27 protein-coding genes and 1 tRNA gene are annotated in these 22933 nt (G+C 61.9%); 9 read left to right on the top strand and 19 right to left on the bottom strand.

Features of this window, described 5'->3' with window-relative positions:
- Positions 1 to 65 precede the first annotated feature (65 nt).
- On the top strand, positions 66 to 935 hold the full coding sequence (locus ACILRA_RS05245) for a DUF2125 domain-containing protein (RefSeq protein WP_395661041.1): 870 nt from the start codon (positions 66 to 68) through the stop codon (positions 933 to 935).
- Between the two features lie 64 nt (positions 936 to 999).
- On the opposite strand, the gene ACILRA_RS05250 is transcribed toward ACILRA_RS05245, so the two are convergent.
- From ACILRA_RS05250 to ACILRA_RS05265, 4 genes are all read right to left on the bottom strand, one after another.
- Positions 1000 to 1920, bottom strand: coding sequence for a prephenate/arogenate dehydrogenase family protein (locus ACILRA_RS05250; protein WP_395661042.1), 921 nt, complete (start codon positions 1918 to 1920; stop codon positions 1000 to 1002).
- Positions 1917 to 3011, bottom strand: a complete 1095-nt coding sequence (hisC, locus tag ACILRA_RS05255) for a histidinol-phosphate transaminase (protein WP_395661067.1) — start codon at positions 3009 to 3011, stop codon at positions 1917 to 1919. Before hisC ends, ACILRA_RS05250 begins: the two co-directional genes overlap by 4 nt.
- Before the next feature lie 2 nt (positions 3012 to 3013).
- Positions 3014 to 3793, bottom strand: coding sequence for a chorismate mutase (locus ACILRA_RS05260; protein WP_395661043.1), 780 nt, complete (start codon positions 3791 to 3793; stop codon positions 3014 to 3016).
- A gap of 97 nt (positions 3794 to 3890) precedes the next feature.
- Positions 3891 to 4640 (bottom strand): class I SAM-dependent methyltransferase, encoded by a 750-nt coding sequence (locus ACILRA_RS05265; protein WP_395661044.1) that lies wholly within the window; start codon positions 4638 to 4640, stop codon positions 3891 to 3893.
- Between the two features lie 67 nt (positions 4641 to 4707).
- Between ACILRA_RS05265 and gloB the strand changes: the two genes are divergently transcribed.
- On the top strand, positions 4708 to 5481 hold the full coding sequence (gene gloB / locus ACILRA_RS05270) for a hydroxyacylglutathione hydrolase (RefSeq protein WP_395661045.1): 774 nt from the start codon (positions 4708 to 4710) through the stop codon (positions 5479 to 5481).
- Here gloB and ACILRA_RS05275 read toward each other — a convergent pair.
- From ACILRA_RS05275 to ACILRA_RS05305, 7 genes are all read right to left on the bottom strand, one after another.
- Entirely contained in the window at positions 5474 to 6361 is an 888-nt protein-coding gene (locus ACILRA_RS05275) for a DMT family transporter (protein WP_395661046.1), read from the bottom strand. The two genes, gloB and ACILRA_RS05275, sit on opposite strands and share 8 nt — an antisense overlap.
- Positions 6358 to 7269 carry a DMT family transporter gene (locus tag ACILRA_RS05280; RefSeq protein WP_395661047.1) on the bottom strand — a complete coding sequence of 304 codons (912 nt, stop codon included), beginning with the start codon at positions 7267 to 7269 and terminating at the stop codon, positions 6358 to 6360. Before ACILRA_RS05280 ends, ACILRA_RS05275 begins: the two co-directional genes overlap by 4 nt.
- Positions 7270 to 7354: 85 nt before the next feature.
- Entirely contained in the window at positions 7355 to 9871 is a 2517-nt protein-coding gene (locus ACILRA_RS05285) for an FAD-dependent oxidoreductase (protein ID WP_395661048.1), read from the bottom strand.
- 213 nt (positions 9872 to 10084) lie between these two features.
- The gene (locus ACILRA_RS05290; protein ID WP_395661049.1) at positions 10085 to 10621 is read right to left on the bottom strand and encodes a DUF924 family protein; all 537 of its coding nucleotides are present in this window, start codon (positions 10619 to 10621) and stop codon (positions 10085 to 10087) included.
- Positions 10618 to 11118 (bottom strand): molybdopterin-guanine dinucleotide biosynthesis protein B, encoded by a 501-nt coding sequence (gene mobB / locus ACILRA_RS05295; RefSeq protein WP_395661050.1) that lies wholly within the window; start codon positions 11116 to 11118, stop codon positions 10618 to 10620. Before mobB ends, ACILRA_RS05290 begins: the two co-directional genes overlap by 4 nt.
- Positions 11115 to 11708: a molybdenum cofactor guanylyltransferase MobA gene (mobA, locus tag ACILRA_RS05300; protein WP_395661051.1), complete on the bottom strand. Its 594-nt coding sequence runs from the start codon at positions 11706 to 11708 to the stop codon at positions 11115 to 11117. Before mobA ends, mobB begins: the two co-directional genes overlap by 4 nt.
- Positions 11705 to 12289, bottom strand: a complete 585-nt coding sequence (locus tag ACILRA_RS05305; RefSeq protein WP_395661052.1) for an MOSC domain-containing protein — start codon at positions 12287 to 12289, stop codon at positions 11705 to 11707. The genes mobA and ACILRA_RS05305 overlap by 4 nt, the downstream gene beginning before the upstream one ends.
- Positions 12290 to 12331: 42 nt before the next feature.
- Between ACILRA_RS05305 and ACILRA_RS05310 the strand changes: the two genes are divergently transcribed.
- Both ACILRA_RS05310 and ACILRA_RS05315 read left to right on the top strand, forming a co-directional pair.
- The gene (locus tag ACILRA_RS05310) at positions 12332 to 12568 is read left to right on the top strand and encodes a sulfurtransferase TusA family protein (protein WP_395661053.1); all 237 of its coding nucleotides are present in this window, start codon (positions 12332 to 12334) and stop codon (positions 12566 to 12568) included.
- Positions 12565 to 13443: a dimethylarginine dimethylaminohydrolase family protein gene (locus tag ACILRA_RS05315; RefSeq protein WP_395661054.1), complete on the top strand. Its 879-nt coding sequence runs from the start codon at positions 12565 to 12567 to the stop codon at positions 13441 to 13443. Before ACILRA_RS05310 ends, ACILRA_RS05315 begins: the two co-directional genes overlap by 4 nt.
- Before the next feature lie 36 nt (positions 13444 to 13479).
- Here ACILRA_RS05315 and ACILRA_RS05320 read toward each other — a convergent pair whose 3' ends face one another.
- The 5 genes from ACILRA_RS05320 to ACILRA_RS05340 form a co-directional block, all read right to left on the bottom strand.
- A complete protein-coding gene (locus tag ACILRA_RS05320) occupies positions 13480 to 13830 on the bottom strand; it encodes a Spx/MgsR family RNA polymerase-binding regulatory protein (RefSeq protein WP_395661055.1) in 351 nt (116 codons plus the stop codon).
- A gap of 8 nt (positions 13831 to 13838) precedes the next feature.
- Positions 13839 to 14975 carry a CobW family GTP-binding protein gene (locus ACILRA_RS05325; RefSeq protein ID WP_395661056.1) on the bottom strand — a complete coding sequence of 379 codons (1137 nt, stop codon included), beginning with the start codon at positions 14973 to 14975 and terminating at the stop codon, positions 13839 to 13841.
- A gap of 4 nt (positions 14976 to 14979) precedes the next feature.
- Positions 14980 to 15870, bottom strand: coding sequence for a DMT family transporter (locus ACILRA_RS05330; RefSeq protein WP_395661057.1), 891 nt, complete (start codon positions 15868 to 15870; stop codon positions 14980 to 14982).
- Between the two features lie 5 nt (positions 15871 to 15875).
- Positions 15876 to 17150, bottom strand: coding sequence for a D-alanyl-D-alanine carboxypeptidase family protein (locus ACILRA_RS05335; protein ID WP_395661058.1), 1275 nt, complete (start codon positions 17148 to 17150; stop codon positions 15876 to 15878).
- Positions 17151 to 17240: 90 nt separating this feature from the next.
- Positions 17241 to 17326, bottom strand: a tRNA-Leu gene (locus ACILRA_RS05340).
- Between the two features lie 65 nt (positions 17327 to 17391).
- On the opposite strand from ACILRA_RS05340, the gene arfB reads away from it, so the two are divergent.
- Positions 17392 to 17811: an alternative ribosome rescue aminoacyl-tRNA hydrolase ArfB gene (gene arfB, locus ACILRA_RS05345; RefSeq protein ID WP_395661059.1), complete on the top strand. Its 420-nt coding sequence runs from the start codon at positions 17392 to 17394 to the stop codon at positions 17809 to 17811.
- A 131-nt stretch (positions 17812 to 17942) separates the two neighbouring features.
- Positions 17943 to 18434 (top strand): disulfide bond formation protein B, encoded by a 492-nt coding sequence (locus ACILRA_RS05350; RefSeq protein WP_395661060.1) that lies wholly within the window; start codon positions 17943 to 17945, stop codon positions 18432 to 18434.
- Here ACILRA_RS05350 and ACILRA_RS05355 read toward each other — a convergent pair.
- Entirely contained in the window at positions 18407 to 18967 is a 561-nt protein-coding gene (locus ACILRA_RS05355) for an HNH endonuclease (RefSeq protein ID WP_395661061.1), read from the bottom strand. The genes ACILRA_RS05350 and ACILRA_RS05355 overlap by 28 nt on opposite strands.
- A 70-nt stretch (positions 18968 to 19037) precedes the next feature.
- Positions 19038 to 19652, bottom strand: a complete 615-nt coding sequence (locus tag ACILRA_RS05360; RefSeq protein ID WP_395661062.1) for a DNA-3-methyladenine glycosylase family protein — start codon at positions 19650 to 19652, stop codon at positions 19038 to 19040.
- A 44-nt stretch (positions 19653 to 19696) separates the two neighbouring features.
- Here ACILRA_RS05360 and gluQRS point away from each other — a divergent pair, with 44 nt between their 5' ends.
- On the top strand, positions 19697 to 20476 hold the full coding sequence (gene gluQRS / locus ACILRA_RS05365) for a tRNA glutamyl-Q(34) synthetase GluQRS (protein WP_395661063.1): 780 nt from the start codon (positions 19697 to 19699) through the stop codon (positions 20474 to 20476).
- Here the strand turns inward: gluQRS and ACILRA_RS05370 are convergent, their stop codons facing one another.
- The gene (locus ACILRA_RS05370; RefSeq protein WP_395661064.1) at positions 20477 to 20677 is read right to left on the bottom strand and encodes a DUF1674 domain-containing protein; all 201 of its coding nucleotides are present in this window, start codon (positions 20675 to 20677) and stop codon (positions 20477 to 20479) included. It lies immediately after the preceding gene.
- A 42-nt stretch (positions 20678 to 20719) separates the two neighbouring features.
- Between ACILRA_RS05370 and htpX the strand changes: the two genes are divergently transcribed.
- Both htpX and ACILRA_RS05380 read left to right on the top strand, forming a co-directional pair.
- Positions 20720 to 21631, top strand: coding sequence for a zinc metalloprotease HtpX (gene htpX / locus ACILRA_RS05375; RefSeq protein WP_395661065.1), 912 nt, complete (start codon positions 20720 to 20722; stop codon positions 21629 to 21631).
- A partial coding sequence (locus ACILRA_RS05380; protein WP_395661066.1) for an RsmB/NOP family class I SAM-dependent RNA methyltransferase occupies positions 21628 to 22933 on the top strand: 1306 nt, incomplete at its 3' end. The genes htpX and ACILRA_RS05380, both read left to right, overlap by 4 nt.

A 22933-nucleotide genomic window follows, 5' to 3' on the forward strand; every position in this document is an offset into this window, starting at 1 on the left:
CGCGAATAATGCCCTGAGATCAAATGCTGAATTCTCCCCTCCGATCTTGGCGTATGTTGCTGCCCTTGGCAGCCGTTCTGCTTCTCGCCCTGCTCTGGACAGTCTATTGGTCCGTTGCGTCCGGGGTCGCCGAGCGCCGGTTTGCCGAAGAGCGTGCGAGGCTCGCAGCCGAGGGTGTAACCCTCGCTTGCGCCAGAGAGGATTGGGGCGGCTATCCCTTCCACTTCGAACTCACCTGCAGTTCTCCCGCGCTGGAGTGGGAGAACCGCGGACGCGTCGAGGCTTCCGGACTCCTACTGACAGCACTGGCCTACGCACCCTGGCAGATCGTGGCTCTGCTCGATGGGCCAAGCAATTTCACCGCGACAGGCGTTCGCGAAGGTACCGCAAGCCACCAAAGGGCCATAGCTACACTTACCTATGACCAAGACTGGAAACTCAAGATTTCAGCCGAGATTCCCGCACTGTCGATACCAGGCCTCGGCAGCGCGGCACTGCTGATGCTGCACACCAGGCCTTCGGCAACGGGCGGCACGGACATCGCGGTCTCAGCACGGGACGTCAAACTCCAGCTGCCGGGCAAGCCATCCCTCTCGATGGCGGAGGGCGAGTTCCTGGGAATACTGTCGTCCGGCAGGACGCTGAAGGTAGAGCGGTTCCATTTGCAGCAAGACGCGGTGAACTACTCAGGATCCGGTTCAGTCGGTCTGGATAACGTGAATAGACTCTCCGGCAAGCTCGATACACAAACGAATGACCTTGATGGGTTGCTGACCATCCTCTCGCCGCACCTTCAACTCACGGAAGAGAAGAAAGCTGGCCTTCGCGCCATGCTCGGACTGCTGGGGAACGAAGCCAGGGCACCGCTCATAGCAAAAGACGGCATACTCTATCTCGGCCCCTTCAAGCTCACCGAACTCCAACCGCTATACTAGCGCGTTCCGACCATGTGCAAACACCTGGTCAAAAAGAACTCGCGCAAAATCATGCTCGAGAACCCTAAGGTTTTGGACCGCCACGGCCGAAATCGGGCGCCGCGGTATCCTGACCAGCGGCGATGATGCCACGGCGGATCTGCCGGGAGCGGGAAAAGATGCTGAACAGCGTATCGCCATCGCCCCAGCGGATCGCACGCTGCAGGGCAGAAAGATCTTCGGAAAAGCGGCCGAGCATTTCGAGCACGGCATCCTTGTTGTTCAAGAACACATCGCGCCACATTGTCGGATCGGAGGCCGCTATGCGGGTAAAGTCCCGGAAGCCACCGGCGGAGTATTTGATGACTTCAGAGGAAGTGACTTCCTCAAGGTCCGCCGCGGTCGAGACGATGTTGTAGGCGATGAGATGAGGAAGATGGCTGGTGATCGCGAGCACCAGGTCATGGTGCTCAGGCGTCATGATCTCGACATTCGAGCCGCAGGCCCGCCAGAACGCCGATAGCCGCTCCACAGCCAGAGGGTCCGCGCCGGGGAGCGGCGTCAATATGCACCAGCGATTGATGAAGAGTTCGGCAAAGCCCGATTCAGGACCGGACTGTTCCGTCCCCGCGATCGGATGGCCAGGAATGAAATGAACCCCGGGGGGCACATGTCCCTCGACGTCACGGACCACCGCACCCTTCACCGAACCGACGTCGGTAAGAATCGCGCCCGGCTTCAGCGCCGGCGCAATCTCCGCAGCCAATGCGGCATAGGTGCCAACCGGCGAGCAGAGGATCACGAGATCCGCATCCTCGACTGCCGCTCCTGGCGAGGGAAAAACGGCATCTACCAATCCGATGTCCTTGGCCTTGGTGCGTGTCGCTTCGCTTCTCGCAAAGCCAGTAATTTCTCCTGCAAGTTCCTTCCGCCGCATCGCATGGGCGAGCGAGGATCCAATGAGCCCGATTCCGATCAGAGCGACGCGCCGGAACTGGGCGCTCATGACATGAACGCCTTCAGGCAGCCGACAAGACCTTGATTCGCCTCCTGCGATCCCACAGAGATCCGCAAGGCACCCCGCAGGCCATAGGCATCCATGCGGCGAACGACAAAACCATGAGCCTGGAGATAAGAATCGGCGGCGTGCGCGTTGCGGGCCTCATCCGCAGGAAAATGGACCAAAACGAAGTTGCCAACACTCGGCGTCACCTCGAGGCCAAGTCGTGTGAGTTCAGTGGAAAGCCAGTCAAGCCAAACATCATTATGGGCGATGGCGCCTTCGACGAAATCCTGATCGGCCATGGCCGCGGCACCCGCCGCAATGGCCGGCCCGCTGATGTTGAAGGGTCCGCGCACCCGGTTCAGCACATCGGCGACATGCGCCGGGCAGTAAGCCCAGCCAAGACGCAGCGCAGCCAGACCGTAGATCTTGGAGAACGTGCGTGTCATCACGACGTTCGAGGTCGTGGCAACAAGCTCAATCCCGGCCTCGTAATCGTTGCGGCGCACATATTCCGCATAGGCTGCATCGAGCACAAGAAGCACACCGGCCGGCAGCCCTGCATGCAAGCGCCGGACTTCGCTAAAGGGAAGATAGCGGCCCGTCGGATTGTTGGGATTGGCGAGAAAGACCATGCGCGTCTTGCCGGTCACCCGCGCAAGAATGGCGTCCACATCGGCAAGGTAATCCGTTTCAGGGGCAACCACGGGTGTGGCGCCGCTGGATTGGATCGCAATCGGGTAGACCAGAAAGCCGTACTGGCTGTAAATCGCCTCGTCGCCCGGGCCCAGATAGGCGTGAGCAAGCATCTGCAACAGTTCGTCGGAGCCCGCGCCGCAGACGATGTTCTCGGCCATGAGGCCATAGCGGCTGGCAATCGCAGACCTGAGCAACGTGGCGGACCCGTCGGGATAAAGCTCGAGCCGGTCGCCCGCCGCCTTGTAGGCGGCTACGGCCATGGCGCTGGCACCGAAGGGCGATTCATTGGACGAGAGCTTGTGGATCTTTGCACCCTTTGGCCCGCTCTTGCCCGGCACATATGGTGAAATGTCCAGAATGCCGGGCCTGGGCTGCGGTCGGGAATGTAACGTCATTGTCATGGCAAGACCTTGATGGGACGCGGGCAACGCCCGGCGATGCAGGCACCTGATGGAAACTGGGCTGAGCCGTGAAAGACCGCATCCTCGCTGAGAAAGCCAGGCAGGCTCGTGAGCGTGAAGCGTCCTGCAGCAACCTGCCAGAGAGACGACGCTAGTGCAGGCGCTTCCCCCGGGCTGAGGATGAGAGTCTCGTCGTCACCGCTCTCCCGCGGCTCCGCATGACCGAAAACGAGAAGCTGCGGCTGAGTGCCGCCGGAGATCACCGGCAGTGTTCCGATCACCCGGGCAGACCCCTTCTCAGCTGGCGAAAAGTCTTGAGCCCAGTCTGTTCCGGCGCCAGCGATGGCCAGGTCTCCTTTTGCATGACGCAGCGCAGCGAGGGCCGCGGAGGGAGATCCATGCAGTTCTATGGGCATTCCGCAGAAATGCTGGCCGACGAGGAGCCTTGTCTCAAGATCACTGCCCAGAGACTGGTCCAGGTGGAGGGTGACGGGGGCCTGGCCCTGGGTCGAGGCAGACAGAATGACCCTCCAGAGCCGCACCACGACATCCGGGGAAACGTCCACGCCGCCCCGGGCGATCAGGCGGCGGAGCATTGTCGCCTCCCGCGAGGGCCGGAAAGGAGATGAGGCGATTGATCCGTCTTGGGCTTTGCTGGCCTTCACGCGGCCCGTTGCCACGAAGCGGCGCTCCAGGAGAGCGAGAATCTGATCATCAATCGCATCGATTTCCCGCCTGATGGCGTCCAGCACGGTATCGGGGGAAGGGGCGGTCATTCGTTCGCCGGACTCGGTCTTGCTCTGCGTTGTGTGGCGGAAAAGCCCGCCGCGGGGGGCTATTCATAGGCGCCAGCCCGGGAAATGCAATCCTGTCCTACGGTCCGCCGCCGGGCTCCAGGCGGCGGGTCGTGGGCAAAGGGGCCAAAGCTGGCCGGACCCGCGGCGAGATCCGGCGGGCACGCTTGCCGGAGGCAATTGCATAGAGCTGTTTCACCGCTTCCACGATGATGACGCCGGACAAGGCCGGCATCAGCCGGGAGCCCAGTCCTTCGATTGCGGGTGCCGCAGAGAGCACGGTGCTCCGGGTAGAAGGTGGAAAATACAGTGCATGCGACCATGAGACCACAGAGAACCGGGCTTCCCTTAGCAGTCCGGAAAGCTGAGGCCTCGAAAAGGGCTGCCCGTAACCGAAGGGCGAGGTATCGAATCGCGCCCAAACCCCGCGGCGGTTCGGAACAACCAGGAAAAGCCTGCCCTGCGGGGCCAGAACACGCCAGACCTCGCGCAGCATCTCCTGCGGCGCGTCCGTAAGCTCGAGACCGTGGACCACAAGGGCCACGTCCACAACGCTTTCCAGCAACGGCAGGTCGCATTCGTCCACAAGAGCCGATTGCACGGCCCCCTCGTCCGGCCAGCGGAACACGCCCTGCCGGGCCATCATGAAGGCGAGCTGCGTTTCGGCATTGGGCAGACAGTCGGCGAGGTAGGGCATGGCATAGCCCAGCCCCATGACACGGCCAGCGGCAAGACCGCCAAGCCGTGGGCGCAGGCCGCCCGCAAGCGAACGCCGGGTAGCCAAGCCAAGGCGGCTGCCGTAGAACTCCCTGAGATCAACGATATCCATCGTGAACCCGCATTACGCCCGCCAGTTTTGACATCATCCGGATCGACAGGAAGGCTGCTTCTCCCTCATGGCTCATCTCGCATTCCACTCGTTCATCTGCCGCTCGGACAATTATGGCGTACTCCTGCATGACCACAAGTCCGGCCTTACCGCCACCATCGACGCACCTGATGCGGCGGAGATCGAACGGCAGCTCGCCGGCCGTGGCTGGCAACTCACCCACATTTTCACCACCCATCACCACTCCGACCATGTTGATGGAAATCTGGCCCTGAAGCAGAAATTTGGCTGCACCGTCATCGGGCCAGCGGAAGAGGCTGACCGTATCCCCGGTCTCGACACGGCGGTATCGGGCGGCGATTCGTTCCCCTGGGCCGGACGCGGCGTTCAGGTAATGAGCTGCCCCGGCCATACCAAGGGCCACATCGCCTTCCACTTGGCCTCGGAGCAGGCGGTCTTCGCGGGCGATACGCTGTTCTCGCTCGGCTGCGGCCGGGTCTTCGAGGGGACCTTGGAGGAGATGTTCTCCTCGGTGAGCCAGTTCAAGACGCTCGACCCTTCCACCTCGCTCTACTGCGGGCATGAATACACGCAGTCGAATGCCCGGTTCGCACTGTCGGTTGAACCCGGGAACCCGGCGCTCCAGCAGCGCGCGGCAGCTGTCGATCGACTGCGCGCGGAGGGCAAGCCGGCATGCCCCTCAACCATCGGTGAGGAGCTTCTCACCAATCCCTTCCTGCGCACGGGCAGCCTCGAAATCAGGCAGAAGCTCGGTCTCGAAGGGGCTGCTGATGTGGAGGTTTTCGCCGAACTGCGCCGCCGGAAGGATAGCTTCAGGTAGCAGGTGGTCCGCGCCTGAACAGCATGTCCCAGGCCGCGATCACGGCTCCTGCCGTGATCAACAGGCACGCCGCCAGCACGGGCCATGTGAATGGTGCAAAGCCGGCCGCGACCAGGACCAGCGTCGACAACAGCGGCGATGCATAGGATGCAGCACCCAGCACCATGATGTCGCCGTGCTTTACCCCATAGTCCCAGGTGTAGAAGGCAGCCCCCACGGGGAGAAGCCCAAGGCCGAGCACCGCGGCCCACTGCAACGCATCAGCCGGCCAGACGGTGGTTTCGAACGCGACGTGGCAGATCGCCGACAGGAAGGCCGTCACAAGACAGAAGCCTGCCACGGCATCGGTGGAGACCTGCCCGAAGCGCCGCGACAGCACTGAGTATCCCGACCAGATCAGCGAACATGCAAATGCCAACAGATGACCGGTCTCGAGGCCGTTCGACAGCGACACCCCCTGGCCACCCGTGATGATGATGACAGCGCCCGCGAGGCCGAGCGCCACGCCCGCAAGATGGTGGAGCTTCAGCCGCTCGCCCGGCAGGAAGGCCGAAAACACCACGAGGAACAGCGGCCAGAGATAAGCGATGAGGCTGACCTCAACCGCGGGGGCCGCACGTATGGCACTGAAGTACACAAAGTGATAGCCGAACAGCCCGCCGACACCCAGGAGCCACACCTGCCAGCCCTGCCGCAGCGCAGCAACGGCACCCTTCCGGAACGGCCATGTGACGGCGCCCATCAAGCCGCCGATCAGGAAGGTCATGGCCGCAAGCTGGAATGGCGGAACACTGCCGCTTGCGGCGCTCATGAGCGCCAGCAGCGCCCACATGAGCACGGCCGTAAAACCGACCAGCGTGGCAGCAGACCGGCCCGTCAACGGTTCGCTCCTCGTTGGCGAAGCCAACGGTCGCCAAAGATCGAAATCACGACCGCCCCCACGATGATGGCGCCGCCAATGAAGGCGGACTGCGTTGGAATTTCACCGACACCGACCCAGCTCCAGAGAGGGTTCAACACCACGTCAAGCATCGCAACCAGCGACAGTGTCACGGCGGGTACCGCCTTGGCACCTTTTGCATACCAGATCAGGGGAATGGAAAGCTGCAGGGGACCCATGATTGCCAGAAGCAGCATCTGTTGCAGCGAGACCTGAAAACCGCCACCGGAGTGGCCACCGAAGAAGTAACCCATTGCCCCGGCCAGAAAGAATGTGACGACGCCACCGACGCAAATGGCAGGAACCATGTCGACGGCGCGGTAACGCCGCAGCGTAACGGTCTGGCCAGCGAATGACAGCGGCACAAGCAGCGATACCACGATTCCGGCGAGATTTCCGGCATTCACGCCCTCCCAGGCGATGACGCCCACCCCCGCCAGGGCCAGGAATGCCGCCACCCAGGAGGCGAGCGACGGCCGTTCCTGCGTGATCCAGGGACTGAGCACGCCGGCGAATATCGGCGACAGAGCGCCGATAACGGATACCGTCGCGGTGCCCGCGAGGGTCAGCGACGTGACATAGAGTGTGGAGCCGGCCGTGAAGAACCCGGCCACCGCGATTAGGGCTGGGATCGGTACTTCGCGGAATTTCGCTGCCGTGTCGCGCCCATAGACCGCCACCAGATAGACGAGCAGGAAGACGGACATCCAGAAGCCCCGCCAACAGTTGATCTGCCAGCCATCGAGATCGGGCATGAGGCGCACGAAAACGCCGGCCAGGCTCCATCCCAGGGTGGCGCCCAGCACGAACAGGATGCCTGTTCCGTATCCCGGTGTTGGGGCCTGCATGCGGCGGTCTGATTCGCTCCGTTCGACCGCCGCTTTTGCCTTCCGCCGTCACTTCACGCAATGGACGCGACGACAGACCGGGCGATCAGGCACGAAGAGCGCTGTTCTCGGGGTCGTACGGGCTCTCGGCAATCACCGTCGCATTGAACAGCTTTCCGAGAATCTTGATCTCGAGTTCGGTGCCGATAGCTGAACAGTCCGGATGGACCATGCCGAGCGCCAGCGACTTGTTCACGCGGAAACCATAGCCGCCATTTGTGGCACGGCCAATGAGCTGCCCCTTGTGATAGAGCGGCTCAGAGCCTCTGGCATCGGAGTCCCCGTCACTGACACCATGCACTTCCATCGTGACGAAGTTCCAGCCAAGTCCCTTCTGCTTGGCAGCCACCAGGGCGTCGCGGCCGATGAACTGTCCCTTGTTCGGATGCACGAAGCGGTCGAGTCCCGATTCATAAGCGTTGTACTCGATCGAGAGTTCACGCGGCACGAGCCGGTAGCTCTTCTCGATCGACAGCGACGACATGGCCTTGATGCCATAGGGACGGATGCCGAACTCCCTGCCCGCCTCCATGAGGAGGTCGAAAAGCGCAACCTGCTGCTCGATCGGGTGATGGAACTCCCAGCCCAGTTCACCCACGAAATTCACCCGCAGCGCATGCGCCGAGCAATGGCCCACACTGATTTCCTTACCCGACAGCCACGGGAAGGCCTCATTAGAGAGATCCGCATCGGTGAGCTTCTGCAGAACCTTCCGCGCATTGGGGCCAGCCAGCACCAGAACGCCGAAGCGCGTGGTGATGGGATTCAGCCTCACTGAGCCATCCACCGGGCAGAGCTTGCGCAGATAATCATGGTCATGCCGCTCATATGCACCGGCGGAGACAAGGTAGAAGCGCCCCGGAGCCCACTCATAAACCGTGAACTCGGCACGCACGCCGCCCCGCGGTGTCAGGAGGTGGCACAGCGCGATGCGGCCCTGCTTCTTCGGGATCTTGTTGGCAAGAATGGATTCGAGCCAGTCCCGGGCACCAGAACCCGACACCTCCATCTTGGCGAAGGCCGACATGTCCTGGATCGCCACGTTGCCCATCACATTGCGGCATTCCTCGCCCACGAAGGGGAAGTAGTTGGAGCGGCGGAACGACCATTTCTCGACGATGCGGCCATCTTCCGTAGGCGGAGCATAGTTGTGGTTGGTCAGCACGTCGGGACTGTTGAGCTGCGCCTTGGTCAGCGAATAGTCCTTCGGCGCGAACCAGCCCGGGCGCTCCCAGCCGTAGACGGAGCCGAACACTGCGCCCAGGTCCTTCATGCGGTCATAGACCGGCGTGCGCTTCAGGGGCCGGGCGGCAGAGCGCTCCTCGTCCGGGTAGTGCGGCGTGAAGACGTTGGCATAGGCTTCCTCGTTCTTGGTCTTGAGGTAGCCCCGCGTCGCATAGGGGCCGAAGCGGCGGGGATCGACACCCATCATGTCGATCGAGGGTTCACCCTCGACGATCCACTCGGCGAGCTGCCAGCCCGCGCCGCCCGATGCTGTGACGCCGAAGGAGTGTCCTTCGTTCAGCCAGAAGTTCCTCCTGTCCCAGGCGGGGCCGATGATCGGCGAACCGTCGGGCGTATAGGCGATGGCGCCGTTGTAAACCTTCTTGATGCCCACTTCGCCGAAGGCGGGAACGCGCGCGATCGCGGTTTCGATGTGCGGGGCAAGCCGGTCGAGGTCTTCCTGGAAGAGCTCGTATTCGCTCTGGTCCGACGGCCCGTCCATGTAGCAGCAGGGCGCCCCATGCTCATATGGCCCAAGCAACAGCCCGCCGTTTTCCTCCCGCATGTACCAGGAGGAATCCGCCTCGCGCAGAACGCCCATTTCGGGCAAGCCCTTGGCCTGGCGCTCCTTGATGAGCGGATGGGGCTCGGTGACGATGTACTGGTGCTCGACGGGAACCACCGGAATATCGAGGCCGACCATCGCACCAGTCTTGCGGGCGAAGTTGCCACTGGCGGAAACGACGTGCTCGCAGGTGATCTCGCCCTGGTCAGTCTTTACCACCCACTCGCCATTCAGCTTCTGCTCGATGCCGGTGACGGTGGTGTTGCGGTAGATCTCAGCGCCGCGTGAGCGCGCACCCTTCGCCATGGCCTGGGTGAGATCGGCCGGCTGGATATAGCCGTCATCGGGGTGCTGGATCGCGCCGAGCAGGCCATCGGTCTCGCAGAGCGGCCAGATCTCCTTGACCTGCTGAGGGGTGAGGATGTTGACCTTGATTCCGATCGTCTCGGCAACCCCGGCGTAGTACATGAATTCGTCCCAGCGGTCCTTGGTGCGGGCAAGGCGGATGTTGGAGACCTTCTTGAAGCCCACATGCTGGCCGGTCTCGGCCTCGAGGGAATCATAGAGCTTGACCGAGTACTTGTGGATCTGTCCAACCGAGTAGGACAGGTTGAACAGAGGCAACAGTCCTGCGGCATGCCAGGTCGAACCGGAGGTCAGCTCCTTCCGCTCGATCAGGACCACGTCGCTCCAGCCCTTCTTGGCCAGATGGTAAAGCGTACCGACGCCAACCACGCCACCTCCGATGACGACCACGCGCGCATGTGTTTTCATATGGGCAAATCCCTGAAAGAAGCCTGTTGATGAATGCGCACAATAGTGAGACCAGTTCAACAGTCGTGAGGTGGAACGACGGGGGCAGGGCAAAATCCGACACTGAAACCATGATCCACAAAAGTGGAAACCACCTTTGCGGCCAAACCATTCTCAAGTCATTGATATTGAATGATTAGTTTCGAACAGGTGATTCCACCCGGCCGGAACGCGCTATCCGGCGAATCCGCCTGACGCCAGGAAGGTCCGCTCCTCCGGGGTTGAAACGCGTCCCAGCACGGTATTGCGGTGCGGAAAGCGCCCGAAGCGGGCGATGATCTCAAGGTGAACCTGCGCCCAGTAGGCCATCTCCGGCAGTCCCATGGTCTGGAACAGGGCAACGGCTCTGCGCTGGGCATCGAGGTCCTCGGCGTGTTCGTAGGGCATGACCAGCCATTGCGCCCGCGGCGCGGGAAGCATCTGGTGGTAGCCCCGCCCGACCCAGTCTCTTGCCATGCGAAGCGCCTTGACGTCTGACGCAAAGGCCAGCGGACTTCCGCGGTGGATGTTGCGCGACACCTGGTCAAGCAGGATGACGAGGCCCAGAGCGCCCTCCAGGGTCTCGGACCAATGGTCGAACGCCCCAGCCCGTGCATGGACCAGTGTATCCCCGAAGCGCACCTTCAGGGCCCCATCGAAGGCAGCGTCCTTGAAGAACCAGCGGCTTTCGCCCGCCTGCTCCCAGAAGCCAGTTACATCCTGTGGTGTCATGTGAGCCCGGTGTGTTTCTCGATGAAGCCCACGAGGGCCGTGACATCGTCCCGGTCGAAGACCGGCAAGGGCGTATCCCCGGCTGGGCCGTTGGCAGCGACTGCCACGATGGTCGGATCATCGCCCGCGAGGGTGGGGTGGGCAAGGTCGAGGTTGCGCACCTCGATCTTGTCATGGCGGTCACGCTTGTATCCCTCGACAATGACGAGGTCGCAGGGCGCCAGCTTGGCCAGGATTTCCTCGAGGGTCGGCTCCGCATCATCCCGCGATTCGTGAATGATGGCCCAGCGGTGTCGCGAGACGACGGCGACCTCGGAAGCCCCGGCCTTGCGGTGGCGGAAGCTGTCTCGGCCCTCATGGTCGATGTCGAAGGAATGATGTGCATGCTTCACCGTGGAGATGCGATGGCCACGCCGGGTGAGCTCCGTGACGAGCTTCTCGACCAGCGTCGTCTTTCCTGCATTCTTGAAGCCCGCAACGCCGATGACCCTGTTCATAGGGCCAACCCTGCCGCAATTCGCTCCGCCTCTGCAAGTTCGCCCGGCGTATTCACGTTGAAGAACGGATCATGTGAGGTAATTGGCCACTCGACGACCGCTGCATGGCAATGTCTTGCCCAATCCTGCATCCGAGGTGTGCGCTCTTGCAAAAGCGCAGTCTCCAGATCGGCCAGCAGCTTGGAAGACCAAAGCCCGGTGAGATAGTGCTCCCGCCCGCCCGAGGCAGCGATTGCCCCAGACTGACCTGCCGCGGCAAGCCGCGCCACGAGATCACGCGGGAGGAACGGGGCATCCGAGGGAGTGGTGAGCACCGCATCGAAACCATTCTGCACGGCATGGATCAGCGCCGCCTGAAGACCGGCAAGCGGCGTTCCAATATCGATCCGCAGATCACCGAACACCGGAAGCGCCGTCATGGCGAAACGCGCCACGTCTCCGTTCGCGTTGATCGCCACGGTGTCGACCTGTGCCGACAACGTATCGATGACCCTTTCGACAATGGTTCGTCCGTGCACCATGGCCAGCGCCTTCTCACGGCCCATACGCGACGAGCGCCCGCCGGCAATAATGACGGCGCAGATTCTCATGCGTGTTGGTAAAGCCGCTGCGGCGGAATCCAGATGGTGATCGCATCACCTTTGCGCACAACGCCCTCAGCCTCGATCCAGCCGACCACGCCGCGCTTATGCATGGCCGCCGAAACGAAGCCTTTCCGGGCTTCAGGGTGATGCCTCGCAATGATATCTGCCGGATAACGGCAGGGATGATTCTCGGCATCGACGACGATCATCGCGCCTGAAGGGAATTGCAGGCGCGTCGAGGGCGGCAGCAAGGTAAGGTCGGGGATTCCCCCGACCACCATGTTCGCCCCCACCCACTCCGGTTTCACCGCGGGAATACCCATGCGCTCCGCGATCTCGGCGAGTTCCTCCGACGAGAGGATGGATACCTGACGGGAATTCCTCACCTCCGTGTTCCGCTTGTATTGCTTGAGCATGCGGCTGTCGGACTTGCGGCTTATGCCGCCATGGCAGTCGCCCTCCATGCCGGAGAACAGGAAACGTGCCTCGGACACCCGTTCCTTCTCGAGGCCCCTGTCGCGCTCAGGGCTGGCGAGCAACACATCGACCGTACCTGCAAAGGACAGTTTGGTAAGGAGTTCCGGCAAGGCTGTATCTCCGTCTTCGGCGATGCTACCTCTAGCCCGGTCATGTCCGAAAATCATTCCGAAAACACGCTCGACCTGTCCGGACTGCTGTGCCCCCTGCCAGTGCTGAGGGCCCGCAAGCGGCTGGAAGCCATGGCGCCGGGTTCGGTCCTGAAGGTCATTGCCACGGACCCCATGTCGGCCATAGACATGCCCCACTTTTGCAACGAGCAGGGCCACACGCTTCTGGAACAGGCGAAGGACGCAGGTGCCCTCATATTCAGGATAAGACGCAAATGACCTTCGATTTCGGCGCATTCAACAATTGGGGCACCCTCAAGACGGTGGCCATCCGTGACGTCGACGCTGCCTTCGTGAGCGATGCGAAGATCGACGCCGAGTGGAAGGACCTGAACTTCCACTCCCGCCCCGACCTCGCCAATGCGTATGAGGAATACAGGGTGGTGGAGGAGATACTGGCCTCAACGGGCGCCGAGGTCATTAAGCTGCCGCCGTCGGAGGGCCTCACCCTTGATTCGATCTATACCCATGATGCGCTGATCGTCACTCCGCGTGGCCTCGTGAAGCCCCGGATGGGCAAGCCGCAGCGGCGGAAGGAATCGACCATCAACGGCGCGGCGCTGGAACAGCGCGGCTTCCCGATCGCTGGCGAAATCACTGGCGACGGCAAGGTGGAAGGTGGCGACCTTGTCTGGATCGACCGCTTTACGCTGCTTGCCGGGGTAGGCTACCGCACGAACCTCGAGGGCCTGCGCCAGCTCGGCGAACTGGCTGGTCCCGACGTCGAGATCCTGTGGTTCGACATGCCGCACTACAAGGGGCGCTCGGATGTTTTCCACCTGATGTCCTGCCTTTCGCCGCTCGACCATGATCTTGCGGTGGTCTACCCGCCGCTGATGGCGGCACGTCAAATCGAGTTCCTCGAATCGCGCGGCATCAACTTCGTGGAAGTGCCGCCGGAGGAATTCGATACCATGGGCTGCAACGTGCTGGCGCTGGGACCCCGCCATGCCTTGATGGTCGACGGCAATCCAGAGACGGAGCGCCGCATGAAGAATGCTGGCGTCAAGGTCGAGGTCATCAAGGGCTATGATATCTGCCGCAAGGGCGAAGGCGGCCCCACCTGCATGACGCGCCCACTGGTGCGCGGCTGAGGAAGAAAATGGCCGGGTTTGCCCGGCCATTTCCTATTACGCCAGAAGGTCCTGGATCTTTTTCGAGAAGCCCACCGTTACCGAGCCGTCCTTGTGCTCGATCAGCGGGCGGCGAATGAGCGAGGGGTTGGCGACAGCGAGCGCCACGGCCTTGGCTTCAGTGAGATTCGCCGTCTTTTCCGGAGGAAGGCCACGCCAGGTGTAGCCTGCCTTGTTGATCATCTTCTCCCAGCCGCCGAGAGACTTGGACCACGTGGCGACCTGTTCCTTGGTGACGGGATTGTCCTTCACGTCGGAGAAGCTGTGCTTGATCTCGTGCTCATCCAGCCAGCCGGTCGCCTTCTGGCAGGTCGAGCATTTGGACAGTCCATAGAGCTTGATGGTCATGGTGCCGTTTACCTGTTGAGTGAAAGGGTCTTGTCAGTGAAAGCGTCTGCCCCGCCAGTGATCTGGTCGGTGAACGCCCGGAACAGCCCCTCGATCATCGGCTTCTCAATGTCCTTGACGATGAACACAAGGCGGGTCCGCTCGTCCCCGTCCGGCCAGGCTGCGAGCCTGACTGGCGGATGAAATACGTGCTGGACCCCGTGCAGGACCACCGGGCGCGCAGGATCGTCCGACACCTTCACGATGCCCTTCATGCGCAGCATGTTGGCCCCATGGTAGGACTTGAGCAACTCCATGAACAGTTCCAACCCCTGCGGGCTGATGGCATTGGCCTCGGTGAAGCTGAATGAACGGATGTGATCGTCATGGCGTGACGCGTCATGATGATGGTGGGCGTGGTCATGATTGTGGTCGTGGGAATGTCCGCGCTTATTGCTGCGGGCACGTTTTTCCCCTGTTTCATAGGCCTCAGCGGCCAGCCAGTTCTGGACATCCGCCGTCTTGGTCTTCGGATCGAAGAGGCCCATGGTGAAAAGGCGTTCGGCAGTTGCCTCGTTGCGATGCGTCGTGAGGAGGCGGGCAGCCGGGTTCAGCTTCCGCAGCCGTCCTATGATCGCGAAGAGCATCTCTTCGCCTTCGCGGCCCTCGAGCAAGTCCACCTTGGTCAGGACGATCCGGTCGGCTATGGCCACCTGCTTGACCGCCTCCACATGCGCGTCGAGCGTAGCCATGCCGTTGAAGGCGTCGACCACGGTGATGACACCCTCGAGGCGACAGGCGGCCAGCAGGCCAGGTTCGCTCATCACGGCATGCAGAACCGGAGCCGGGTCGGCCAACCCCGTCGTCTCGATAACGATGCGGTTGAAGGCCTTGATCTCGCCCCGGCCGCGGCGTGCGAGGAGATTGTGAATGGTGTCGATGAGATCGCCCCGGATGGTGCAGCACAGGCAGCCCGATGCCATTTCGATGACGTTCTCATCCGCCCGCTCGACCAGCAGGTGATCGATCCCGACGTCGCCGAATTCATTGATGATGACGGCGGCATCGCCCAGGAACGGATCCTTGAGGAGGAAGTTCAGAAGCGTGGTCTTGCCGGCGCCAAGGAAGCCGGTAAGGATTGCGACGGGAATGGGAGTATTGGTCATGGGATTATTTCTTCCATTTCCCGGTCAGGCTTGATGCCACGAGAGCGGCCAAAACCAGCCCGCCCCCGGCATATTGGTTGGTCTGCAGGCGCTCGCCCAGGATGACGGCGGCGACGGCTGTCGTCACCACAGGCTCGAGATTGAAGTACGGCGCCACGCTTGAGGCGGGCGCAAACCGGAGCGACAGCATATGCACCATGTAGGCAATGACATAGACAATGCCGACGCCACAGAGGAAGAGCAGTCCTCCACCCGTGGCGGTTCCGCCTGGAAAGAAACGCAAGGTTCCTGAACCGGCAAAGAGGGCGATTGCGAGGATGGGCGGAAAGATGGCGAGATGAACAAGACTTCCGAACCCGGCAGGCGTCATGTAGCGTGAAATCGCCCGGCCCGAGAAGAACTGCAGCACCGCGCCTGCAGAACCAAGTCCGGCCAGGAGTATGCCGCGCAGGTCCAGGCTCTCGAAGCTCGGACCAACCGCCACGGCGAGACCGCAGAAGGCAAGGATCGCGATCAGCAGGCGCGGCAGCCCGGGACTGCGCCCCTCCACCACGGGCGCCAGCAGCATGATGATGACGGGAAAGAGAAAGAAGATGATGACGGCCAGTCCCACGGGGATGAACTGCACCGAACCGAGATAGGCCACGGATACGAAGAAGGTCGAAACTGACTGCCCGACGAAGCTCGGCACCGCCGCTCTCGGGATTGTGAGCTGAACGCCCTGTGCAACCGCGATGATGCTGAAGACCGTCGCGATGACGAAGGTACGGAACAGCGTACTCTCGATGGGCGGAATGCCATTTTCATAGCCTGCCCGTGCAAAGTTCGGCACGAGGCCATAGAGTGCTGCTGCGCCGAGCGCACAGGCAATCCCCAGTCCCACACGGTGGATCATGCGGATCAGTTCTTCTTCTGCGTTTTGCGGGCGGGTTTTTTCTTAGACTTGCTGCCATCAGAGCCCTGGGCCGCGGCGGCTGGCTTGGGCGGCGGCGGATCGGGAACAAGTGCCGCGATGGTTGCGAAGGTCTCGGGCGTGATCACCTCGCAGGGGGCGTTGTCTGTGCGATAGCGGGCGCAGGCAGTTTCACTCCCCGCCTGGTCCAGGTTCCACACGGCCGCCGCAAAACCCCGCTTCTCGGGGAGGCGGATGATGCCGGGCGTTCCGGTAAGCGAAATTCCAGCCTCGCTGAGCATCCGGCCACGCAGGGCCATGTCGGCCGTGGCGGGCGATTCATAGTTGCCGAAGGAGATACCCCAACCCTGGAGATCCCTGGACATGGCAATCGCCAGTGGTTTCTGCTTGCAGACCTGTTTGGACATGTCGGCTGGCACAAGCGCACCGGTCTTCACATTGGCAATGGATTGCAGCTTGGCCCTTGTGGCTCCGGTCCGCGAGAAGCCGTCAACCAGCAGCATCTCGGCAAGGTCTGCGCGGTGTTTTCCGTTATTGGCGCCGAAGATCACTGCCGCCAGCTTGTGACCGTCTCGAGTGGCGGTTGCCACCAGGTTGAAGCCGGAACTGCAGACAAACCCCGTCTTCATGCCATCTGCCTCCGGCATCTGCCTGAGAAGCGCATTGCGGTTGGACAGCTTTCGCTGACCCACGGTGAGCGAGCGTTGTGAGAAATAGTGTCTATGCTCGGGAAATTCCCGGAGGAGAGCCGATGCCAGAATGGCAATGTCGCGCGCAGTGCTGATGTGGCGATGATCGAACAGGCCGTTCGGATTGACGAAATGGCTTCCCGTCATCCCAAGCCTCCGCGCCTGGGCGTTCATCTCGGCAGAAAAAGCTGCAATGCTTCCTGATGCGGCTTCGGCCAGCACATAGGCCATGTCATTTGCGGAATGGACGAGAAGTGCCTGAATCGCGAAATTGACGCCCACGGATTTTCCCGCAGGCACACCGATCTTGCTCGGAGGCTGCGCGTGCGCGAGTTCGGAGACAGGCACCTTCTGCTCGAGCGTGAGTTCACCGGCCTTTATCTTCTGGAACACCACATAGGCTGTCATGAGCTTCGTAAGCGAGGCTGGGTACCAGGGTTCCCCTGCGCGGTCCTGCGAAAGAACCTCGTCTGTCGCGGGATCGAACAGGAGCGACGGACCCGCAGCAGAGGCCTGCGATGTGACCGCGATTGCCAGCAACAGCGACAGGAGAATGTGACGTAGGGTCGACAAGCTTCGGCCACTCCCCATATTGCTAGCCCTGCCAAGCCACTCTGACATCACAGGAATCAGTCCAATCTGCGGCGACGCGAAACGCCAGGCTGGTGCCCCTGGAGGGACTCGAACCCCCACGCCCTTGCGAGCAACAGATTTTGAGTCTGCCGCGTCTACCATTCCGCCACAGAGGCAAGCCCGAGACCGCTTAATTTGCCTGTCTTGCGCCGTCAACCGGAAAGGGCGAGAAGCTTTCGCCATGATCCGGATCACCGATTCAATATCCATCGACGAGGATGAGATCGTCTGGACCTTCTCGCGCGCCTCTGGACCAGGTGGCCAGAATGTCAACAAGGTATCGACAGCTGCCGAACTGCGTTTTGATGTAGCGCGCGCTTTCCTGCCCGAGGACCTGAAGCAGCGGCTGGGGCCCATTGCCGGGAGATTGCTGACCAAGGACGGCGTATTGGTCATCAGTGCGCAGGAAACACGCTCGCAGGAGCGTAACCGCGAGATTGCACTCCAGAAGCTCGTTGCGCTCCTGCGCAAGGCGGCCCAACGCCCGAAACGCCGGATCGCAACGCGGCCTACCCGCGCCTCGAAGACACGGCGTCTCGATTCAAAAGCCAAACGGTCTACCACCAAGAAGCTGCGTGGTTCGAAACCGGATACCGATTGAGGCTTCAGGCTGAGCAACATGCGTGACTGGACAGTAGGGCCTGCGGCGGGCATGACGGCAGATGTTTGGCCTGCCGTGTTGTCATTTGTCGAGATCTCGGAGTTGGAGAGAATCGCGGGAACCATGATACCATGTTAAACAGCATCACGCCGCGCAGCGCCGCGCTCCTGGTTCTTGCCGGTGCCCTTGCCACGCTCATGGGTGCCTGGATATTCGAATATCTGGGCTATGCTCCCTGCGAACTCTGCCTATTGCAGCGCTGGGCCTACTACGCCGCCTTACCACTGGCGGTGCTGGCGGCCATGTCCGCTCCAAACCGTCCGGCGCTGGCACGCTCCTGGCTAGGCGTGCTTGCTCTCCTGTGGCTCGGCAGCATGGCATTTGGGGTTTATCATGCGGGCGTCGAATGGAAATGGTGGCTTGGGCCCAGCACCTGCGGCAACCAGGCAGATTTCTCGGGCGGACTTCCCGATCTCGGAAAACCCGTGATTCTTTGCGATACCGCCGCAATTCGCATCCTCGGCCTCTCACTCGCCGGCTGGAATGCCCTGATATCTCTGGGTCTGGCACTGGTATCGATGGCGGGAATGAGAACTCAGGGATCGAGTTCGGTATCCCAATAGAGATAATCCTGCCAGCTCTCATGAAGATAGTTGGGCGGGAAGAACCGGCCGTTGCGATGCAACTGCGCAACCGAGGGCCGAACCGGTTTCTGGGCAGGGTACATGTTGATCTGCTGCGGCAGATAGCCGCCTTTCATCAGGTTGCAGGGTGAACAGGCCGCAACGACGTTCTCCCAAGTCGTCTGTCCACCCTTGGACCGTGGCACGACATGATCGAAGGTGAGCTCATCATGGATACCGCAGTACTGGCAGGTGAAACGGTCCCGCAGGAACACGTTGAACCGCGTGAAGGCCGGTGTCCGGGATGGCTTCACATAGGTCTTGAGGGATACAACGCTGGGTAGCCGGAACTCGAAGCTCGGGCTTCGCACCACCTTGTCATACTCTGACACGATGTTTACGCGATCAAGGAACACCGCCTTGATCGTGTCCTGCCAGCTCCAAAGCGACAAGGGATAGTAGCTCAACGGGCGGAAATCCGCGTTGAGAACCAGGGCTGGGCAGGCTTCCGGCGCAACCGGCACGAATTGCAAGCACACCTCACAGGGTTAACTCCCAAGATGTTACTATATCTAGTGTGGCAATCCTGTGAAGCCCCCTTGGTCAGGCCTGTGGCATGCCTTTCATGGCGCGGTAGTGGCTCCACAGAAGAAGGCAGGCAGCCGACCGATGAGGCCGCCAGCCCTCACCCAACGCCGTCATGTCACGCGCTCTGGGTCTCACGGGCAGAGACAAGAGGTCCATGGCAGCATTCTGAAGCGCAAGATCTGCCGCTGGCCAGGCATCGGCGAAGCCAAGTGCAGAAAGAAGATAGACGTTGGCCGTCCATGGTCCGATTCCCGTAACCTGCAACAGTCTCGGCAGAACGGTCTCGTCACCGGTCAAGAGGCCGTCCCCTGCCGCCCGGGCTGCCGCATGAAAGGTTCGGGCCTTGGCGCCGGAAAGGCCCAGTGCCCGGAGTTCCGTCTGCGGGCAGGCAAGAACCGCCTCAGGGGTAAAGGAATCGAGTGCAGGTTCGAGCCTGCTCCAGATTGCTTCCCCCGCCTTGAGGGAAATGAGCTGGTCGGTTACGATGCGCAGGAGGCTTTTCAGTCCAGGTTCGCACAGCCGCAGCGGCGGCAGGCCGTGCCGCACGACGACCGGCACAAAGCGTGGCTCGGCGGCCATCAGCCGCTCAACCGCCAGGGCAAGATCTCCTTCGCTGCGCAGGCTCCTCATGGCCCTGTTTGACCTTGCAGGGAATTGACTGCAAGAGCACGTTCATGACCCGCCCAGTCTTCCGTTTCGCGCCAAGCCCTAACGGCCTGCTCCATCTGGGCCATGCCTTTTCCGCGCTGCTCAACGCCAGGATGGCTGAGGAAACTGGAGGACGCCTGCTGCTCCGCATCGAGGATACGGATCAGACGCGGGCCCGGCCAGAGTTCGTGACCGCCATCTTCGAGGACCTCGCATGGCTCGGGTTCGAATGGGAAAGGCCGGTGCGGATCCAAAGCGAGCACGTCAGCACCTATGAAAAAAACCTGCACACGCTCTGGTCCATGGGCGCAGTCTACCCGTGTTTCTGTTCGCGCAAGCAGGCGTTGGCAAGCGCACTGCTTTCGCGCGACCCCGAAGGACAGCCCCACTATGGAGGAACCTGCAGGCGGCTGCCGCGGGCAGAGGCCGCGGGCCGGATCACCGCGGGCAAGATTCATGGGTGGCGGCTCGATACCAGCATGGACCCGGATGCATCGGCCTGGGGTGACGCCGTCATCGCCAAGCCGCATGTTGGTTCGAGCTATCACATCGCGGTAGTAACGGATGATGCCCTCCAGGGGGTCACTCATGTCGTACGCGGCAAGGATATAGAGGCGGCAACGCCGCTTCACCTTCTTCTGCAGCAGCTTCTCGGACTTCCAAGGCCTCACTACCACCATCACCGGCTCATCTTCGACGACACCGGCGGGAAGCTCTCCAAGAGCCGCGGCAGCACATCCCTCAGGCAACTGCGCGAGGCTGGCGCGACGGCACGCGAGATCTGGGAGCGACTGGGCTTTACTTGATCAAAAGTCGCTGGCGATGCCCTTGTTTTCCCAGTCGCCAAACCGCGTCGGCTCGGGCCCGGCCCGGCCGTTGACTTCTTTCGGCAGAGCCGGTTTCTGCTGCTGCTGGCGGCGTTCCTCGGCCTCGGCCAGGGCACGCCGGGCCTCTGGGGTCAGTGTCGTTTCGTTCATCTGCTTGTCCACGCGTTGCAATGCTATCATATGGTGGTTCTGGCAGAGACTTGGCAAGGAGGAGACCGCCGGATGAACACCATGCGAACAGGATTGCTGATGGCAGCCTTGATGGGCCTGTTCCTGGCGGCGGGCTATCTCCTCGGCCGTGAACAGGGCATGCTGATCGCCTTCCTGATAGCGGCTGGCATGAATTTCTTTGCCTATTGGAACGCAGACAAGATGGTCCTCCGTATGCACGGGGCAAAGCAGGTGGACCGTCAGACGGCGCCAGAATTCTACAGCCTGGTTGAGGACCTGTCACAGCGTGCCGGGCTTCCGATGCCCAAGGTCTACATCATGGACAATCCGCAGCCCAATGCCTTCGCCACCGGCCGCAATCCGGAAAATGCCGCAGTTGCAGCAACCACAGGTCTCCTGCGGCTTCTCGACAAGGATGAAATCGCCGGCGTCATGGCTCATGAACTGGCCCATGTGAAGAACCGCGACACTCTGGTGATGACGATGACCGCGACCATCGCGGGCGCCATTTCCATGCTCGCAAATTTCGGCATGTTCTTCGGTGGTAACCGCGACCGGAACAATCCGCTCGGTGCAATCGGCATGATCTTGATGATCATCCTGGCGCCCCTGGCCGCCATGCTGGTGCAGATGGCGATCAGCCGGACGCGCGAATATGGCGCCGACCGCGGGGGCGCCGAGATCAGCGGCCAGCCGATGGCGCTTGCTTCGGCGCTGGCGAAGATTTCAGGCGCCGCCCGCCGCATCGAAAACCCGGCGGCCGAGGCCAATCCGGCAACGGCTCACATGTTCATCATCAATCCGCTCTCCGGACAGCGGATGGATGGATTGTTCTCGACCCATCCTGATCCGCGGAACCGGATCGAGGCGCTGAAACAATTAGCACAGCAAATGGGAGATACCCACCCCAGCACCGGCCCATGGAGTGTCGGCGTGCGGGAGCAAGACGGCCCCTGGGGATGACTGCTTTGCCCTCCTCCGGCCACGTGACCGACGTCCGTTCGCTTTCGGTCGCGGTATACCGCAATTGCCTTGAACGAAATGTCAGTGTCGAGGATGCGATCGGTGGAGATCCGCGTGCAGCGGGGCTTCCTGCGCGTGACCGTGCGTTGCTGGCCAACATCCTGCTGACGGGCTTCCGCCACAAGGGTGAGATCGAAGCGGTTCTGAAAGGACTTCTGGATCGGCCGCTGCCTCGCAAGTCAGGTTCGGCCATGGACATTCTCTTCCTCGGTGTGGCTCAACTCCTCTTCCTGAAAATGCCTGCCCACGCTGTAATCGATTTGTCGGTGCGGACTGCGAAAGCAGACCGCAACGCGATGCACTTTTCGGGTCTGGTGAATGCCGTACTTCGCAAGGTGGCTGCAGGCGGGCCTGGCATGCTCACGGGCCTTGATGCTGCAGCGCTGAATACGCCCCACTGGCTCTGGGAGCGCTGGGTGAGAAACTATGGCACCGAGACGGCGAGGCAGATCGGCCTTGCAAATGCCCAGAGACCGGCTCTCGACCTCAGCTTCAAGGAAGGGGCCGGCAGCTGGCAGTCTGTCCTCGGCGGTACGCTTCTGCCGAACGGCCAATTGCGTCTTCCCGCCGATCACCCGCCCGTGCCTGAACTGGCCGGTTTCGATGAAGGCAGCTGGTGGGTGCAGGACGCGGCGTCGACCATACCCGTCGGTCTTCTTGGGGACATCGCAGGACTGACCGTTCTCGACCTCTGTGCGGCACCCGGTGGCAAGACGCTGCAGCTAGCCGCTGGAGGTGCGCGCGTGACGGCTGTCGACATTTCAGAATCAAGGCTCGGCAAGCTGCGGGCCAATCTTGCTCGTACCGGTCTCGATGCCGAGCTGCTTGTCGCAGACGTGCTTTCGGGCACCCTATCAGGTGAGTGGGATGCCGTGCTGCTCGATGCGCCCTGCTCCGCCACGGGAACAATCCGGCGGCATCCGGAATTGCCGCACGTGAAGCAGGAGAGCCAGATCCGGCAGTTGGCCGATCTGCAGCGGCAGATGCTGAATGCGGCGTCAGGCCTCGTGAAGTCTGGCGGCAGGCTGGTTTACTGCACGTGTTCGCTCGAACCTGAAGAGGGCGAATCCCAGATGGAGTGGTTTCAGGGCTGGAACCACGGCTTCGAGCCAGAGCCGTGTGGCCTGGACTGGCTTCCCCCTCAGGCCGTGAGCACAAAGGGCTGGGTGAGGACGCTTCCCTTCATGTCATTCGGCGAGGCGCAGGGCCTTGACGGGTTCTTCGCAGCGGCACTGCGCCGGA

Source organism: Aestuariivirga sp. (assembly GCF_044239095.1).
In the GTDB taxonomy this organism is placed as follows: domain Bacteria; phylum Pseudomonadota; class Alphaproteobacteria; order Rhizobiales; family Aestuariivirgaceae; genus Aestuariivirga.

Excerpts from the sequence above, each read along its gene's own strand:
- ACILRA_RS05250 (WP_395661042.1), bottom strand. The coding sequence starts at position 1,920 with ATGAGCGCCCAGTTCCGGCGCGTCGCTCTGATCGGAATCGGGCTCATT.
- hisC (WP_395661067.1), bottom strand. The coding sequence starts at position 3,011 with ATGACGTTACATTCCCGACCGCAGCCCAGGCCCGGCATTCTGGACATT.
- ACILRA_RS05260 (WP_395661043.1), bottom strand. The coding sequence starts at position 3,793 with ATGACCGCCCCTTCCCCCGATACCGTGCTGGACGCCATCAGGCGGGAA.
- ACILRA_RS05265 (WP_395661044.1), bottom strand. The coding sequence starts at position 4,640 with ATGGATATCGTTGATCTCAGGGAGTTCTACGGCAGCCGCCTTGGCTTG.
- gloB (WP_395661045.1), top strand. The coding sequence starts at position 4,708 with ATGGCTCATCTCGCATTCCACTCGTTCATCTGCCGCTCGGACAATTAT.
- ACILRA_RS05280 (WP_395661047.1), bottom strand. The coding sequence starts at position 7,269 with ATGCAGGCCCCAACACCGGGATACGGAACAGGCATCCTGTTCGTGCTG.
- ACILRA_RS05285 (WP_395661048.1), bottom strand. The coding sequence starts at position 9,871 with ATGAAAACACATGCGCGCGTGGTCGTCATCGGAGGTGGCGTGGTTGGC.
- ACILRA_RS05290 (WP_395661049.1), bottom strand. The coding sequence starts at position 10,621 with ATGACACCACAGGATGTAACTGGCTTCTGGGAGCAGGCGGGCGAAAGC.
- mobB (WP_395661050.1), bottom strand. The coding sequence starts at position 11,118 with ATGAACAGGGTCATCGGCGTTGCGGGCTTCAAGAATGCAGGAAAGACG.
- mobA (WP_395661051.1), bottom strand. The coding sequence starts at position 11,708 with ATGAGAATCTGCGCCGTCATTATTGCCGGCGGGCGCTCGTCGCGTATG.
- ACILRA_RS05310 (WP_395661053.1), top strand. The coding sequence starts at position 12,332 with ATGTCCGAAAATCATTCCGAAAACACGCTCGACCTGTCCGGACTGCTG.
- ACILRA_RS05315 (WP_395661054.1), top strand. The coding sequence starts at position 12,565 with ATGACCTTCGATTTCGGCGCATTCAACAATTGGGGCACCCTCAAGACG.
- ACILRA_RS05320 (WP_395661055.1), bottom strand. The coding sequence starts at position 13,830 with ATGACCATCAAGCTCTATGGACTGTCCAAATGCTCGACCTGCCAGAAG.
- ACILRA_RS05325 (WP_395661056.1), bottom strand. The coding sequence starts at position 14,975 with ATGACCAATACTCCCATTCCCGTCGCAATCCTTACCGGCTTCCTTGGC.
- ACILRA_RS05330 (WP_395661057.1), bottom strand. The coding sequence starts at position 15,870 with ATGATCCACCGTGTGGGACTGGGGATTGCCTGTGCGCTCGGCGCAGCA.
- arfB (WP_395661059.1), top strand. The coding sequence starts at position 17,392 with ATGATCCGGATCACCGATTCAATATCCATCGACGAGGATGAGATCGTC.
- ACILRA_RS05350 (WP_395661060.1), top strand. The coding sequence starts at position 17,943 with ATGTTAAACAGCATCACGCCGCGCAGCGCCGCGCTCCTGGTTCTTGCC.
- ACILRA_RS05360 (WP_395661062.1), bottom strand. The coding sequence starts at position 19,652 with ATGAGGAGCCTGCGCAGCGAAGGAGATCTTGCCCTGGCGGTTGAGCGG.
- gluQRS (WP_395661063.1), top strand. The coding sequence starts at position 19,697 with ATGACCCGCCCAGTCTTCCGTTTCGCGCCAAGCCCTAACGGCCTGCTC.
- ACILRA_RS05370 (WP_395661064.1), bottom strand. The coding sequence starts at position 20,677 with ATGATAGCATTGCAACGCGTGGACAAGCAGATGAACGAAACGACACTG.
- htpX (WP_395661065.1), top strand. The coding sequence starts at position 20,720 with ATGAACACCATGCGAACAGGATTGCTGATGGCAGCCTTGATGGGCCTG.